Raw genomic sequence first — 15,338 nt, 5'->3', positions numbered from 1 at the left:
TTTGTAGACCAGGGTTTGGATAAATATGTCAGCACAACACCACTGTGCCAGGGTGAACGGACACTGTAACCGTTGCGATTCGCCGGTACCTTTTGCGTTTACGATGGCGTTTCAGCCGATTGTCGACGTTAGTCAACGAGAAATCATCTATTACGAGGCTTTGGTGCGAGGCCCTAATGGGGAATCTGCTTTTTCCATTCTTGATCAGGTGACCGATGATTTACTCTACCGCTTTGATCAGGCATGCCGCATTAAAGCGATTGAACTTGCCAGCGATTTGGGGATGCGGGAAAGGCTCTCGATTAACTTTTTACCCAACGCGGTCTACGAACCTGAAGCCTGTATTCAAGCCACGCTTGAAACGGCAAACCGCGTAGGTTGGCCCACCGAGCAGATCAATTTCGAAATTACTGAAACCGAGCGGGTTAATGACCGCCTGCATATGCGCTCTATTATTGAGAGCTACCGCGAGATGGGATTTACCACCTCACTGGATGACTTCGGTAACGGCTACGCCAATCTTGATTTACTTACCGACCTGCGCCCCGATACGCTGAAAATCGACCGCGATCTAGTAATGGGTTGCGACAGCAGTAATCGCCGTCAAGCTATACTCCGTAGCCTGGTAGCATTAGCCAAAACATTGGGAACGCAGCTAATTGCTGAAGGTGTTGAAACCCGCGAGGAGTCGCGCTGCCTGCTGGCACTGGGTATACCTATGCAGCAAGGCTACTATTTCTCCTACCCGAATTTGGAAGCACTGGCGGACATCGACGACGCTAAATACGACTAGATGAAAGCTGGCAGTAGGCCGTTTTATAAACGCCCCCAGCCCATAAGCCAGCCACACCTGGCTATAGATGCTCTAAATAGTCCGCGCCGCCTAAATTGCGCATTTGCTGGCGAATCCACTGACTACGCCGTTCAACCTGTGCATCAGGTCGCGCGGCGCTACGAGTTAAGGGGCTGGGCAAGATAGCCGCAAGCAAGCTGGCCTGACGCTCCGTCAGCGAGCTGGAAGAGGCACCGAAATAGTGCTGAGCCGCTGCCTCTAGCCCGAATACACCGCGATCCCACTCGGCGACATTGAGATAGACTTCCAAAATACGCTGCTTACTCCAGAGTATCTCGATCAGTAGCGTAAACCATGCCTCTAACCCCTTGCGCGTCCAGCTCCGGCCGGTCCATAGAAACACGTTTTTCGCCGTTTGCTGGCTCAGGGTGCTGGCACCGCGTAACCTTCCGCCGTCCCGACTGGCCTGCAGCGCGCGGCGCAATTCGACAAGATCAAACCCACTATGATGCGGAAAGCGCTGATCCTCTGAGGCAATCACTGCTAGTTTGGCGTTGTCAGAGAGCGAATCCCAACCGCGCCACTCTCGCTGTATACGAATCGGCTCACTATGAACCCAGCTCTGTATTTTGCGCTCAACCATCACCATCGAGCCCGGGGGAGGAACAACGCGAAACATCACTACCAGCGCAACTGATACCAGCACAAACGCTAGTACGCCGCGCCATATAATCCGCCATAGCAGACGCATAAAACGGCGCAGCGAACGATTGAGCATCCAGTTATCCTTAACGCTTCATGAGGTGGTCTGCATGATAGCGCAGATGATCCTCAATGAACGAGGCAATGAAGAAGTAACTGTGATCGTAGCCCGGCTGACGGCGCAGTGTTAACGGATGATCGTGCTCCTCACAAACGGCTTCCAAACGCTCTGGCTGAAGCTGCTCTTCTAAGAACTGATCCGCTTCGCCCTGGTCGATAAATAGCCGCTGACGGGATGCACCATTAGCCACCAATTCACAGGCATCGTACTGGCGCCAGCGTGATTGGTCTTCACCTAGATAAGCGGTAAAGGCTTGCTGCCCCCAGGGGCAGTTCATTGGATTCACCACCGGTGAAAAAGCCGATACTGAGCGGAAACGACCTGGGTGGCGTAGTGCCAGAATCAAAGCGCCATGCCCACCCACCGAATGGCCACTAATGGATTCGCGACCATTCACCGGGAAGTGCTGGCGTACTACCGAAGGCAACTCCTCAATCACATAGTCGTACATGCGATAGTGAGACTTCCAAGGCTCCTCAGTCGCGTTGACATAGAACCCAGCTCCGGACCCCAGATCAAAGCTTTCGTGCTCGCCAGGCAAATCCGTGCCTCTGGGGCTAGTGTCAGGGCAAACAATCGCCACACCCAATTCGGCGGCAATACGGTGAGCGCCCGCTTTCTGCATAAAGTTTTCGTCATTGCAGGTTAGCCCTGAGAGCCACCAAAGCAGCGGTACGCGCCCGTTTTCCGCCTGGGGGGGCAAGTAAACGGCGAAGACCATGTCGCAATCCAGCGCACGGGAGTAATGGCGGTAGCGCTTATGCCAGCCACCAAAACTACGGTTAGCAGACACCAGTTCTAAAGTTTCACTCATGCTCATGGGCAGGTTCCTTTAAATGCAGCAAACGCGGCAGGTCTCCCCGCCGCGTTTTAAACGTGCTAGCTATCAGTTTCAACAATGATACTCAGTAATGCAGTACGGTACGAATGCTCTTACCTGCATGTAGTAAATCAAACGCTTCGTTGATCTTCTCGAACGGCATATCGTGGGTAATGAAGTCGTCGATATTGATCTCACCCTTCATATAACGATCAACGTAGCCCGGCAGCTCGCTGCGCCCTTTGACACCACCAAAGGCAGAGCCTTTCCAGACGCGTCCGGTAACCAGTTGGAACGGACGTGTTGAGATCTCTTCACCAGCCCCGGCGACACCGATGATAATCGATTCGCCCCAGCCTTTATGGCAGCACTCCAGCGCCGAACGCATCACATTGACGTTGCCGATACACTCAAAGGAATAGTCGACGCCACCATCGGTCAGATCGACGATGACCTGCTGGATGGGGTCTGAGTACTCTTTCGGGTTCACAAAGTCGGTGGCGCCAAACTGCTTGGCCAGCTCGAATTTATCGGCGTTGACGTCGATGGCAATAATACGTCCTGCTTTAGCCATCACCGCGCCTTGGATAACGGCTAAACCGATAGCCCCAAGACCAAACACCGCCACCGTTGCGCCCGGTTCTACTTTGGCGGTATTCAGTACCGCACCAATGCCGGTAGTAACGCCGCAGCCCAGTAGGCAGATTTTATCCATGGGCGCTTCTTTAGACACTACCGCCAGGGAGACTTCGGGCAGCACGGTGTATTCACTGAACGTGGAGGTGCCCATGTAGTGATGGAGCATCTTGCCATCTAGGGAGAAGCGCGAGGTACCGTCAGGCATGACCCCTTTACCTTGGGTAGCGCGCACGCTGCCACACAGATTGGTTTTACCTGATAGACAGAATTTACACTTTCCACACTCAGCGGTGTAAAGGGGAATGACATGGTCGCCCGGCTTAAGGCTGGTAACGCCCTCGCCCACTTCCTGAACGACGCCTGCACCTTCGTGACCTAAGACGGCGGGGAAATTACCTTCCGGATCAGCACCAGAAAGCGTGTAAGCATCGGTATGGCAAACGCTAGTAGCGGCCATTTTAACCAGCACTTCCCCCGCCTTCGGACCTTCAACATCAATCTCAACCAGTTCAAGCGGCTTACCCGCTTCCAGTGCAACAGCTGCGCGTGACTTCATGTTGACTCCTCAATATTCATTACTGCAAAAATATTAACTAAGGCTTACTCGTCAGTTGCCACCGGGCCAAACTCAATCGGTAGCCAGCGATAGCCTTCTTCATCTTCTACGATATGACCAATGCCGGGGAAAGGCATATGGGCACCGGCGATCCAGTGTTTATCTTCAACGGCACTTTCGAGCACCTCTTCTCGAGTGCTAATGGCCTGCTCAGGGTCAGAATCAAACTCAATGGCTACAGTGGGGTCGGCAAATTGCACACCGTAGCTGTGCACCACATCCCCCCATACCAGCATAGCGTCATCATCGCTATTGAGCATAAAGCTTGAGTGTCCGGCGGTATGACCATGGGTATCTTGTGCAACGATACCCATCAGCACCTCATCACCTGCCGTGAAGGGATTAAAGCGATCCGCTTCCTGGTATGGCGCTACCGCGTCTTGGGCCATTTCAAAGAACGCTCGATTACCTTCGGGCGCCGCTGCCGCACGCTCCTCATCCAACCAAAAATCAGCATCGGCTTGGCTGGCACGTAACTCAGCGTTTGGATAAACCGCCTCGCCACTCTCATTGGCTAAACCGCACACATGATCCGGGTGCAAATGAGTCATCAACACCGTGTCGACGTCTTCTGGCGAGTAACCAGATGCGCGTAGGTTGCTCTCTACCTGGCCAAGCGAGGGGCCAAAGCAGGCGGCAGACCCAGCATCAACCAGTACTAGGTTCTCACCAGTATGAACAAGAAACGCATTAACCGCGGTTTGCATACCGCTTTCCGCATCAATAAATAGCGCATCCAGATGGCGAAGAATCTCTTCTTGCTCCATGCCTTTTAGCAAAGAAGTATCAATCGCTGTATGACCATCGTAGAGAGCAGTGACTTCATGCTCCCCAACCATCATACGAAACCAACCGGGAGCCTGCTCTTGCTGTTGCGTAGGTAGCTCTGCCTGAGCACTAGCGGCACAGCCAGCACTAATAGCAACGGCCAGCGCACCGCGCGACCACTGAGATAAGAAGCTAGACATAAGCTATACACTCCATTGATACGCTAACGATGCTAGCAGTGTAGGTCAGCTAGGCGCAGTAGATAAAGCGGGATACACTCATAAGATTATTGCCACTCAGCAACAATCGCCATCGACCTAAGGAATCAACATGCAGCACTGGAGCCGTATCGAAGCGTTTGTCGAGGTAGTGCGTTTGGGCACGTTCTCTGCCGCTGCCCGCCACTTAAAAGTATCCACTTCGCATATCAGTCGTTTGGTCAGCCAGCTCGAAAATCAGCTGGGCGTACAATTATTCTACCGCACCACGCGGCAAATCCGCCTGACCGATGCAGGGGCTACTTACGTTGAGCACTGTCGTCATCTTTTTGATGGGCTGCGCGATGCTGAACAAGCGCTTAGCGAACTGCAAGGCAAGCCTAACGGCTTGCTTAAACTCACCTCGGCCACTACGTTTGGAGAGCGTTTTATTGCCCCGCTGGTTAACGACTTTCAGTGTCTACACCCTCAATTGGACGTGCATATGCACTTCACTAACCGGCCGGTGGAATTGATTGAAGAGGGCTACGACATTGCCATTCGAATGGGGGTGTTAAAGGATTCCAGCCTAATCGCTAGGCGCCTATGCGACCGGCGCGAATATATCGTCGGCTCGCAGGGCTATTTTCGCCAAGCGCCGCGCCCGCATACCCTGGCTGAACTTAGCCAACACCGCTGCTTGATTGGCTCACGGCCTAACTGGCTATTTGAAGTGAACGGCCAACGCCGGGAAGTGCGTGTCGAGGGGTGCTGGAGCGGCAATTCCGGTCCGGCGCTGTTAGATGCTGCTCGCAAAGGGCTGGGCTTGGCGCAGTTGCCTGATTATTACGTGGCTCCCTATCTGGCAAGCGGTGAGCTGGTAGCCGTGCTTGAGCCTTTTCAGCACCACGATACTGCTGTGTGGGCGGTCTACCCCCGCCACCGCCATCTATCGCCTAAAATACGCCAGTTGGTAGATTATCTGGTCGCCAATATTGCTAGCGTCTTGCCCAAGGACTCGCTTAGTTAAGAAACCGCTGCTTAGCACTCAATAGCATTAACGGCGAGCCCGCCTTTAGAGGTCTCTTTGTACTTATCCTGCATATCGCGGCCGGTATCGCGCATGGTGCGAATCACTTTATCCAGCGATATAAAGTGCTCGCCATCGCCATGCAGCGCCATACGCGCGGCATTAATGGCTTTGACGGAGGCGATCGCATTGCGCTCTATACAAGGCACTTGGACAAGGCCGCCCACCGGGTCGCAGGTTAACCCCAGATTATGCTCCAAGCCGATCTCAGCAGCGTTTTCCACTTGGCCCGGCGTGCCGCCCAGCACTTCGGCAAGCCCAGCGGCCGCCATTGCACAGGCGGAGCCCACCTCGCCTTGGCAGCCTACTTCAGCGCCCGAGATGGAAGCATTCTTTTTACACAAAATGCCGACTGCCCCGGCTGTGAGCAGAAAATCCACCACATCCACCTCGCTAGCGTCGGGCTCAAATTTCAAGTAGTACGCCAATACGGCTGGCACGATGCCTGCCGCCCCGTTAGTCGGTGCAGTGACCATCCTCCGCCCAGCGGCGTTCTCCTCGTTCACCGCCAGCGCAAATACATTGACCCAATCCATCACAGTAAAACTCGACACAATCAGGCGCTGATTTTCTGGCGGATTCAGTAATTGCTGGTGCAACGACTGCGCACGGCGCCGCACATTTAATCCCCCAGGTAAATGTCCTGTGGCACGCAGGCCATTGTCAATGCTGTCACTCATCGCGTGCCAAATAGTCAGTAGCTCTTCACGAATGGCCGATTCGCTACGCCAAGCCTTCTCGTTTTCAAGCATCAACTGACTAATGCGCAGTTGATGCTGCCGACAGAGTGCGAGCAGCTCCTCCGCCGTATTAAAGGGATATGTCAGCGGCGTACTGTCCTCATCCACCTCGCCTTGATCCGCCTTGGCCTGATCAACATAGAAGCCACCGCCTAGTGAGTAATATGTGTTCGTCGCTATCAGTGTGTCATGGCAGTAAGCGCTCAACACCATGGCATTAGGATGAAACGGCAGGCAGGTTTCATCCCACTCCACATCGCTGCCAACCTCAAAGGCGATTTGCTGGCCATTGGCAAGCAACAGTGGTTCGCCCTCATCAAGTTGTTTTAATCGCGATGCAATAGTGTCGGGGTCGATGCTTTCGGGCGCCTCCCCCATCAGTCCCATGATCACCGCTTGATCAGTACCGTGCCCCACACCGGTAGCAGCCAATGAGCCATGCAGCCTTACCACCAGCCGAGTGATGGTTGTATCACCCAGCGCCAGCGCAAAGTCGCGAGCAGCGCGCATGGGCCCCACCGTGTGGGAGCTTGAGGGACCGATGCCGATACGGAAAAGATCAAACACACTAATAGCCATGCCGATGACGCCTCACAACGTTGTTATTGCCTGTCTAATAGACACTTTGCAGGGACGATGACCAAACGTCGAGTGATTAACCGCAATATCGACGTGCGAACACATAAGTGTGACGATATAATGAACATTCACCCTTGCATGTTTATATATGCGAATTGCGACGCTGCTTACCCACAAAGGATGTCGGTATGTCTTCTCCCCCTCCCTGGCCAATCGGGTTTCAAACCATTTTAGTGCGTACAGTGCTATACGTACTATTTATCGGCGCGATTGCCCAAGGTGCCTATTTAGAAGCACTCTATCTCCCTTCAGTACGGTTTTCTGAGCTGGGCTTTACCGAGTTTACGCAAACACTGGTGCTTGCCACCTGCTGTGCAATGCTGATTTATATTCGCCAAGTGCTTAAAGTCTGGCCCACCGTCACCCTCCTGCTGCTAGCGTTTGTGGCCGCCTCTTTAGTGCGCGAACAGGATCACTTTTTAGATAACTATGTGGCTGAAAACACCTGGAAGGTACTGGTAGCGCTGATTATTCTCCCGACACTCTTTTGGGTGGTGAAGGAGCGACAACGCTTTCTTGCGGAGTTCGCCCATTACAGCAACACCTTCGCTTTCGGTTTGTTTACGGCAGGCGTACTGACCACTTATATATTCTCGCGCCTCTATGGGCGTCAGGAATTCTGGCAAGCCATTCTTGAAGACAGCTACTCTGGAACCTTTAAGAGTGTCGCCGAGGAAGTGGTTGAGCTACTGGGTTACAGCTTAATTTTGATCGCCACATTGGAGCTACTTCTTCTGGCTCGCCGCGTTTACCAAGCCCAAAATAAATTGTCTTAACGATCGCCTTTGCCAATCTGCCATTCCAACCAATATAAAAAAAGCCCGCCGTTTCATTGAACGGCGGGCTTTTTGATCTTAGCGGCTACTACTTGATATTCACCACTTACCAATCACAGCATTCACTCGTCGAGGAACGAACGCAGCGGTTCAGAGCGGCTGGGGTGGCGCAGTTTACGCAGCGCTTTGGCTTCAATCTGACGAATTCGCTCACGCGTCACGTCAAACTGCTTGCCCACCTCTTCCAGCGTATGGTCGGTATTCATATCAATACCAAAGCGCATACGCAGCACTTTCGCTTCGCGAGCAGTCAAACCGCCTAACACGTTACGCGTCGCTTCGATAAGGCCCTCACCGGTGGCCATATCGATCGGCAGCAGCATGGTGCCGTCTTCAATAAAGTCGCCCAGGTGTGAATCATCGTCGTCACCAATCGGCGTCTCCATGGAGATCGGCTCTTTGGCGATTTTGAGTACCTTGCGTACTTTATCTTCCGGCATTTCCAAGCGCTCGCCGAGCTCTTCCGGCGTCGGCTCACGGCCCATTTCCTGCAGCATCTGGCGTGATACGCGATTGAGCTTGTTGATGGTCTCAATCATGTGTACCGGAATACGAATGGTGCGCGCCTGATCCGCAATGGAGCGGGTGATTGCCTGACGAATCCACCAAGTGGCATAGGTAGAGAACTTGTAACCACGGCGGTATTCGAACTTATCGACCGCTTTCATCAAGCCGATGTTGCCTTCCTGAATGAGATCCAGGAACTGCAAACCACGGTTGGTGTACTTCTTGGCAATCGAGATCACCAAGCGTAGGTTAGCCTCAACCATCTCTTTCTTGGCACGACGCGCTTTCGCCTCACCAATAGAGAGTTTGCGGTTCACCTCTTTAAGATCAGCAACAGAGAGTTGCACCATATCTTCTTCAAAGGCGATCTTGCGCTGGGCACGGGCGATATCAGCGCGCAGCGGCTCAAGGCGATCGGCGTACTTGCTTTGCGCTGCCTGGAAATCATCCAGCCAGGTTTTGCGCGACTCGTTGCCAGGAAACGACTTGATAAACGTCTTACGCGGCACCTTGGCTTTTTTCACGCACAGCTGCATGACCGCTTTCTCTTGGGCACGCACTTGTTCAACGCTGATACGCACTTGGCCAACTAAGCGCTCAAAGTGCTTGGGTACCAGCTTGATCGGCGAGAAAAGCACGGCTAGACGAGTCTGCTCGGCCTTTAGCTCGGCACTACCGCGACCATGCTTGGCAAACGCCGCTTCGACTAAAGCGTTCTGCTCGCGAATCTGCTCAAAACGCGCACGCGCCTCCTCAGGATCCGGACCGCCTTCGCTGGCCGTAGAATCTTCGTCGTCCTCATCCCCTTCGCCTTCAACGTCCTCTTCCAGCTCGGACTCGGGCTCTGGTTCAGGTACCTCTGCTTCAGCGACACCAGGAATACCTTCATCCGGGTCAATGAAACCAGAAAATAGATCCGAAAGACGCCCCGGCGCTTCTTCATCCTGGGTGGCGTCGTAAGCGTCCAAAATAGACGCGACGGCACCCGGCAAATAGGCCAGAGACGACATCACTTCACGGGTGCCTTCTTCGATCCGCTTGGCGATTTCAATTTCGCCTTCACGGGTCAGAAGCTCAACCGTGCCCATTTCACGCATGTACATGCGGACGGGGTCAGTGGTGCGGCCTACATCGCTTTCCACGGCGGCAAGGGCCGCTACGGCCTCTTCCGCAGCGGACTCGTCCGTGGATTGATCCGACATCATCAAAGTGTCTTCATCTGGCGCTTCTTCAGCGACACTAATCCCCATGTCGTTGATCATGCCAATGATGTCTTCCACTTGATCCGGGTCGGCGATATCCTCGGGTAGATGGTCGTTGACCTCGGCATAGGTCAGGTAGCCCTGTTCCTTGCCGCGTGCGATCAACTCCTTCAGACGTGACTGCTGCTGCGCATTTCCAGCCATAGAAACCCTATCTCGACGAAGAAGAATGAAACACCTGGAGCGCTGAATCGATTAAACTCAACAAGCCGTACAGTATAGCGTAAAAAGCAGGAAATTTTCCAGCTCGACGTATTTGCGCGGTCATTCAGGTGTGTTAGGTTGTTCGGTTAGGCCAACGCTCGGTGGCTGACCTTATATCTGGTGTTGATACGGCAGGAATTCAACCCCATCGCTCAAAACACCGCCTTATTGGCGCTGTGCAAGCTCCATTACCAAGCTTGCCAAACGCTGGCGCTGCTCCTTATCTAACTTATGCCCGGCGCGCTCCTGCGCCAGTAGTGCCTCGTACTCGCCTTGCGGAGAGCGCTGGCGCTGAACGTATTGCAAATGCTCAACCAACCCAGTCAGCTCTGCTTCCCGATCGGCTTTTGGAATCAGCAGCTCACGCTTGGCGAGAGCTGCCAGGGCACGCCCCTGCTCACTGCCCTGAAAGTGCGCCAATACCACCTGCGGGCTGCGATAACGCCCCGCCTTGAGAAGAGCGATCAGCTCTTGGCATAGCGGCGTATCGTCATCCTCCGGCAGCCACGCCAAGGAGTCAGGCAGTGCGGCCACCAGACCAGGCTCGTGCAACAACAGCTGCGCGATACGCCCGACTGGCGAAAGCGCCCGGGTGCGCGATGGAGATGACTGAGCAGATCCCGCTTGCCTCGCGCCCACCCTAGCGACCGGTGCCGAATCAACCGCAGACGACGCTTCTGGTGACTGGCCTCCCGCACCGCTGGATGCATGTTGGCGGGTGGCGGCGGCACGCTTCTCAAGCAAGGTTTTTAACTGCTCCTGCGCTAATCCACTACGCTGCGCCAATGATTCCAGCAATAGCGATTTGAGCATGCCATCAGGTACTTTGTTCAATGCCTCAAGCACTTGACTGGCAAAACGCTCTCGCCCTTCTACCGTGTTCAAGTCGCGCCCTTGGGCCGCTTGCTCGAACAGAAACTCCGACAACGGCATGGCACAGGTCACTCGATCCTGAAATGCCTGCGACCCTTCACGACGAACCAGCGTGTCCGGGTCGTCACCTTCGGGCAGAAACAGAAAGCGCGCCTCACGCCCATCAATCATTTGCGGCAATGCAGTTTCAAGCGCCCGGCTGGCCGCCTGGCGTCCGGCACGGTCTCCATCGAAACAGAACACCACCCGACTCACCAAGCGAAACAGGCGGGTTAAATGGTCTTCCGTGGTCGCGGTTCCAAGCGTTGCAACAGCGTTATGAATGCCATATTGCGCCAGCGCCACAACGTCCATATAGCCTTCGACCATGACCAATTGCTCAAGCTTGTTCGAGGCTTGGCGCGCCTCAAACAAGCCATACAGCTCACGCCCCTTGTGAAACACCGGCGTTTCTGGTGAGTTAAGGTATTTAGGCTGATCATCGCCCATTACCCGCCCACCAAACGCAATCGTTCTTCCCCGCAGGTCACGAATCGGAAACATCACCCGATCACGAAAACGATCATAGGTACGCCCGGTATCTTCGCGATGAATCAGCAGGCCGTACTCCACCTGAACTGACTCATTGATGCCTCGCTCGCTAAGGTGCTGTTTTAGTGCTTCCCAGCCACCAGGAGCGTAACCAATCCCATAGCTCTTAATGACCTCTTCCGAGAGCCCACGACCCAACAGATAGCGCTGAGCGGACTGGCCCTCCTGCATTTTTAATCGCTCGCGATAGAAACTGGCGGATAGCTCAAGTAGATTAACGCCCTCTTTACGCTTCTGCTCACGCTGCTGAGCTCGCGGGTCATCAGCACCTTCACGGGGCACATCAATTCCCAAGCGCCCCGCCAACTGTTCTATCGCCTCGGGAAAAGGCAGCTTGTCATACTCCATCAAGAAACGCAGTGCGTTGCCATTAGCGCCGCAGCCAAAGCAGTGATAAAACTGCTTATCCGCACTGACGGTGAACGACGGGGTCTTTTCTTGATGAAAGGGACATAGCCCGGAGTAGTTACGGCCGGCTTTTTTAAGCTGCACACGCTCACCGACCACCTCAACCACATCAACGCGGCCTAACAGGTCATCAATGAAACGCTGTGGAATTTGGCCTGCCATGAACTACGGGCATCCTCGCGCAAAGCGCTAACTTTCGAGACTGTTTTCAAAAAACCATGTTCAAAAATCGTTTCAAAAACTGATCTTAAAAACTGCTTAAGGTCATCAGACCTATTGCCAGATCAGATCATCATAAACAGCGACGGTCTTGAAAAGCGGTGATTTTGCAAACGACAGTCAAAAACAAACGGCCACCTAGTGGCGGCCGCTTGGCATCCCTCTTGAGACGACCAGCTAATTGCTCCGGCCCCCTCGGGTACGGATCAATAGAGCCGTTCGAAACGCTTTTGCTCACGCTGGACTTTCTTAGCGTGGCGTTTTACGGCAGCTGCCGCTTTGCGTTTACGCTCAGCAGTCGGCTTCTCATAGTGCTCGCGGCGGCGTACTTCAGAAAGAACACCGGCTTTTTCGCAAGAACGCTTGAAGCGACGCAGGGCGACGTCAAACGGCTCGTTATCACGTACTTTTACAGAAGGCATTAAGCACTCACCTACCTTAAGGAGTCTTGAGTTCGGATAGTACGTACACTGCGATATTGCGGTTCAGAATACAGTGTACGACCCAGTTTTACAGCGCACAGTAGTCTAGTCGCCGTTGGCCATCTTTGCAAATGCTTACGCTCGTTTGCAGCGACAATGCTAGACTACTGACCTTGTGATTTTCACCTTTATATTTTTGCACATCCTTTGAGAGTCCCTTATTTATGCGTGTTCTGGGCATTGAGACATCCTGCGACGAAACGGGCGTTGCGCTTTATGACACTTCGCTAACCGGCGGCAAAGGGCTGCTTGCCGACGCGCTTTACAGTCAAATCGCCATGCACGCCGAATTTGGTGGTGTGGTACCCGAACTCGCTTCTCGCGATCACACCCGAAAACTGCTACCGCTGATTGAGCAGGTGCTCAGCGATGCCAAGCTAACGCGTCACGACCTGGACGGCATTACTTATACCGCTGGCCCGGGCTTAGTCGGTGCATTAATGGTGGGCGCCAGCACCGCCCACGGCATGGCACGAGCGTTAAACATCCCCGTGCTCGGTGTACACCATATGGAAGGCCATTTACTGGCACCGATGCTGGAAGACGAGCCCCCCGAGTTCCCTTTCGTGGCGCTGCTGGTATCCGGTGGCCATACCCAGTTGGTCGAAGTGCAAGGGCTGGGTCGCTATCAGCTGCTCGGCGAATCGGTGGATGACGCCGCGGGTGAAGCGTTTGATAAAGCTGCCAAAATGCTGGTCTTGGCCTATCCAGGCGGGCCTCAAGTCGCCAAACTGGCGGAACAAGGGGATCCCAAGCGTTTTCGCTTCCCACGCCCGATGACCGACCGACCAGGGCTCGATTTTAGTTTTTCCGGCTTAAAAACCCACACTATGACCGCCATTCGCCAATTGGAGGCAGCTGGTGAACTCGACGACCAAGCACGTGCCGACGTAGCCCGCGCCTTTGAAGAAGCCGTGGTTGATACGCTGGTCATTAAGTGCCGTAGAGCACTGGATCAAACCGGTTTGAAACGTTTAGTGGTGGCGGGTGGGGTTAGTGCCAATCATCGCCTGCGCGAACGACTACACGTTGAGTGTAAAAAACGCCATGCCCGCGCCTACTACCCACGCGGGCGCTTCTGCACCGACAATGGCGCCATGATTGCCTATGTAGGCGCTCAACGCTTGGCAGCAGGCGAGTGCGACACCTACGGCATAATGCAGGCAACCCCCCGTTGGCCGCTGGATCAACTGACACCCCCGGTTGCCGCTGATAGCTAGCTGCGCTCTAGGAGCCGCGAAACGGCGGCTCTTCACCGCGTCGAAGTCGACGAATATTGAGCCCGTGGCGGGCCAGCACCAGCAGGCTGAAGCCGCCGACCACCATAAAATACGCAGGCGCTAGCCAAGCGCATATCAGCGGCGCTACCAAAGCACTGGCTAGCGATGCCATCGCCGCCGTCTTTAGCCGCCACGCCAGTAGCGCCCAAATGACAGCGCTTAATAGCGCCACATTGGGCACCAATATCAGCAGTACACCAAACGCACTGGCAACTGCCTTTCCGCCACGAAAGTGATGCCATAAGGGAAAACTGTGTCCAAGCAGCACGGCCAGCCCAACCAGCCCTTGCAACCATACTGGGCAGTTCATAAGCTTGGCCCCTAAAACAGCGGGCATGGCTTTTAAGGCATCTAGCAGCAGAGTAACGGCCGCCAAACGGGGGCCATAAAGGCGCAATACGTTAGAAAACCCAGGGTTAAACGAGCCATGTTGGCGTGGGTCACCCACACCCGCTAGGCGGCAAACGCTCAGCGCTGCCAACCAACTGCCGCTTAAATAACCCACTACTATCCATACCATGGCGCTCTGCTCGCTTTATAGACCGTCTCGATAGCCTGGCTCGCTGTCGTTTAGCCCCATCCTAACGTACAATCGCCCGCTTGTTGCAGCTGGGGGAAGGCAGATGGATCGCATTTTGATTGAAGCGTTAACCGTCGACACAGTTATCGGTGTCTATGACTGGGAGCGTTCGATTCAACAAACTCTGAGCTTAGATTTGGCGTTGGCGACCGACATTCGCTCAGCGGCAGCCACCGATGATTTACGCCTCACGCTGGATTACGCGGCCATTTGTCAGCGCATCCAGACATTTGCCGATGATCATCAATTCGCCCTGGTCGAAACTTTCGCCGAACGCCTCGCAGAATGCCTGCGCACAGAATTCCCAATTAGCTGGTTGCGCCTGACCGTGCGTAAACCCGGTGCAGTGCCCAACGCTGCCAGCGTCGGTTTGGAAATTACCCGCGGCGCCTTACCAGAGGTAACGCAGGAGCCCAGCGCATGAAGCTGGTTACTGTCAGCTTAGGCAGCAATATTTATCCCACTCGGCATATCCGCTACTGCCTTGATGCGCTCGCGGAGACCTTTGGCTCGCTGCAAATCTCACGTGTTTTTGAAAGCGAGCCAGTGGGTTTTACCGACAGCCGCAATTTCTATAATTTGGTAGTAGCCTTTCACAGTGACTGGTCACCCGGGGAGCTTCAGGCTTGGAGTAAGCAGCTGGAAATAGAACACGGTCGCCTTCCCGACACTGCTAAATTCAGCCCCCGCGCGTTGGATATCGACTTGCTTACCGTGGGCAGCCTCTGCGGCACCATCGATGATGTCACGTTGCCACGCAGCGAAATCACTCATAATGCGTTCGTGCTGCAGCCGCTTGCTGAATTGCTACCCACTGAACGCCACCCCTTGTGTGACACCTCTTACGCTTCGTTATGGAAAACCTTCGAACTAGGCAGCCAACGCCTCTGGGCGGTTGATTTTAGCTGGCGTGGCCGCTGGATCTCTCAGTCAGACGAGCTTCCTCGCTTGGCAGCGGCCCGTCGATAACC

General features: G+C 54.4%; 15 protein-coding genes. 6 read left to right on the top strand and 9 right to left on the bottom strand.

The window, feature by feature from the left end:
- Positions 1-25: 25 nt before the first annotated feature.
- On the top strand, positions 26-793 hold the full coding sequence (locus HUO07_RS16505; RefSeq protein WP_479694269.1) for an EAL domain-containing protein: 768 nt from the start codon (positions 26-28) through the stop codon (positions 791-793).
- Between the two features lie 61 nt (positions 794-854).
- Here HUO07_RS16505 and mtgA read toward each other — a convergent pair whose 3' ends face one another.
- The 4 genes from mtgA to HUO07_RS16485 form a co-directional block, all read right to left on the bottom strand.
- The gene (gene mtgA / locus HUO07_RS16500) at positions 855-1,571 is read right to left on the bottom strand and encodes a monofunctional biosynthetic peptidoglycan transglycosylase (RefSeq protein ID WP_176304466.1); all 717 of its coding nucleotides are present in this window, start codon (positions 1,569-1,571) and stop codon (positions 855-857) included.
- 10 nt (positions 1,572-1,581) lie between these two features.
- The gene (gene fghA, locus HUO07_RS16495) at positions 1,582-2,436 is read right to left on the bottom strand and encodes an S-formylglutathione hydrolase (RefSeq protein WP_176304465.1); all 855 of its coding nucleotides are present in this window, start codon (positions 2,434-2,436) and stop codon (positions 1,582-1,584) included.
- A gap of 85 nt (positions 2,437-2,521) precedes the next feature.
- Positions 2,522-3,631 (bottom strand): S-(hydroxymethyl)glutathione dehydrogenase/class III alcohol dehydrogenase, encoded by a 1,110-nt coding sequence (locus HUO07_RS16490; protein WP_176304464.1) that lies wholly within the window; start codon positions 3,629-3,631, stop codon positions 2,522-2,524.
- A 44-nt stretch (positions 3,632-3,675) separates the two neighbouring features.
- Positions 3,676-4,659, bottom strand: a complete 984-nt coding sequence (locus tag HUO07_RS16485; protein ID WP_176304463.1) for an MBL fold metallo-hydrolase — start codon at positions 4,657-4,659, stop codon at positions 3,676-3,678.
- A gap of 130 nt (positions 4,660-4,789) precedes the next feature.
- On the opposite strand from HUO07_RS16485, the gene HUO07_RS16480 reads away from it, so the two are divergent.
- Positions 4,790-5,686 (top strand): LysR family transcriptional regulator, encoded by an 897-nt coding sequence (locus tag HUO07_RS16480; protein WP_176304462.1) that lies wholly within the window; start codon positions 4,790-4,792, stop codon positions 5,684-5,686.
- Positions 5,687-5,697: 11 nt separating this feature from the next.
- Here the strand turns inward: HUO07_RS16480 and HUO07_RS16475 are convergent, their stop codons facing one another.
- On the bottom strand, positions 5,698-7,065 hold the full coding sequence (locus HUO07_RS16475) for an L-serine ammonia-lyase (protein WP_176304461.1): 1,368 nt from the start codon (positions 7,063-7,065) through the stop codon (positions 5,698-5,700).
- Positions 7,066-7,253: 188 nt separating this feature from the next.
- Between HUO07_RS16475 and HUO07_RS16470 the strand changes: the two genes are divergently transcribed.
- Positions 7,254-7,901 (top strand): hypothetical protein, encoded by a 648-nt coding sequence (locus HUO07_RS16470; RefSeq protein ID WP_176304460.1) that lies wholly within the window; start codon positions 7,254-7,256, stop codon positions 7,899-7,901.
- 122 nt (positions 7,902-8,023) lie between these two features.
- On the opposite strand, the gene rpoD is transcribed toward HUO07_RS16470, so the two are convergent.
- The 3 genes from rpoD to rpsU form a co-directional block, all read right to left on the bottom strand.
- Positions 8,024-9,874 (bottom strand): RNA polymerase sigma factor RpoD, encoded by a 1,851-nt coding sequence (gene rpoD / locus HUO07_RS16465; RefSeq protein WP_176304459.1) that lies wholly within the window; start codon positions 9,872-9,874, stop codon positions 8,024-8,026.
- A gap of 225 nt (positions 9,875-10,099) precedes the next feature.
- Positions 10,100-11,968 (bottom strand): DNA primase, encoded by a 1,869-nt coding sequence (dnaG, locus tag HUO07_RS16460; RefSeq protein ID WP_176304458.1) that lies wholly within the window; start codon positions 11,966-11,968, stop codon positions 10,100-10,102.
- Positions 11,969-12,231: 263 nt separating this feature from the next.
- Positions 12,232-12,447 (bottom strand): 30S ribosomal protein S21, encoded by a 216-nt coding sequence (gene rpsU / locus HUO07_RS16455; protein ID WP_008956349.1) that lies wholly within the window; start codon positions 12,445-12,447, stop codon positions 12,232-12,234.
- Between the two features lie 224 nt (positions 12,448-12,671).
- On the opposite strand from rpsU, the gene tsaD reads away from it, so the two are divergent.
- Positions 12,672-13,727 (top strand): tRNA (adenosine(37)-N6)-threonylcarbamoyltransferase complex transferase subunit TsaD, encoded by a 1,056-nt coding sequence (tsaD, locus tag HUO07_RS16450; protein WP_176304457.1) that lies wholly within the window; start codon positions 12,672-12,674, stop codon positions 13,725-13,727.
- 7 nt (positions 13,728-13,734) lie between these two features.
- Here tsaD and plsY read toward each other — a convergent pair whose 3' ends face one another.
- Positions 13,735-14,307 (bottom strand): glycerol-3-phosphate 1-O-acyltransferase PlsY, encoded by a 573-nt coding sequence (plsY, locus tag HUO07_RS16445; RefSeq protein WP_176304456.1) that lies wholly within the window; start codon positions 14,305-14,307, stop codon positions 13,735-13,737.
- A gap of 103 nt (positions 14,308-14,410) precedes the next feature.
- On the opposite strand from plsY, the gene folB reads away from it, so the two are divergent.
- Both folB and folK read left to right on the top strand, forming a co-directional pair.
- Positions 14,411-14,791, top strand: coding sequence for a dihydroneopterin aldolase (folB, locus tag HUO07_RS16440; protein ID WP_176304455.1), 381 nt, complete (start codon positions 14,411-14,413; stop codon positions 14,789-14,791).
- Positions 14,788-15,336: a 2-amino-4-hydroxy-6-hydroxymethyldihydropteridine diphosphokinase gene (gene folK, locus HUO07_RS16435; RefSeq protein ID WP_176304454.1), complete on the top strand. Its 549-nt coding sequence runs from the start codon at positions 14,788-14,790 to the stop codon at positions 15,334-15,336. Before folB ends, folK begins: the two co-directional genes overlap by 4 nt.
- The last annotated feature ends 2 nt before the right edge of the window (positions 15,337-15,338 follow it).

This window comes from Vreelandella maris, assembly GCF_013371085.1.
Classification (GTDB): Bacteria; Pseudomonadota; Gammaproteobacteria; order Pseudomonadales; family Halomonadaceae; genus Vreelandella; species Vreelandella maris.
Note: the sequence above shows the minus strand (reverse complement) of the source record. Positions and strands in the feature narration are given on the sequence as shown.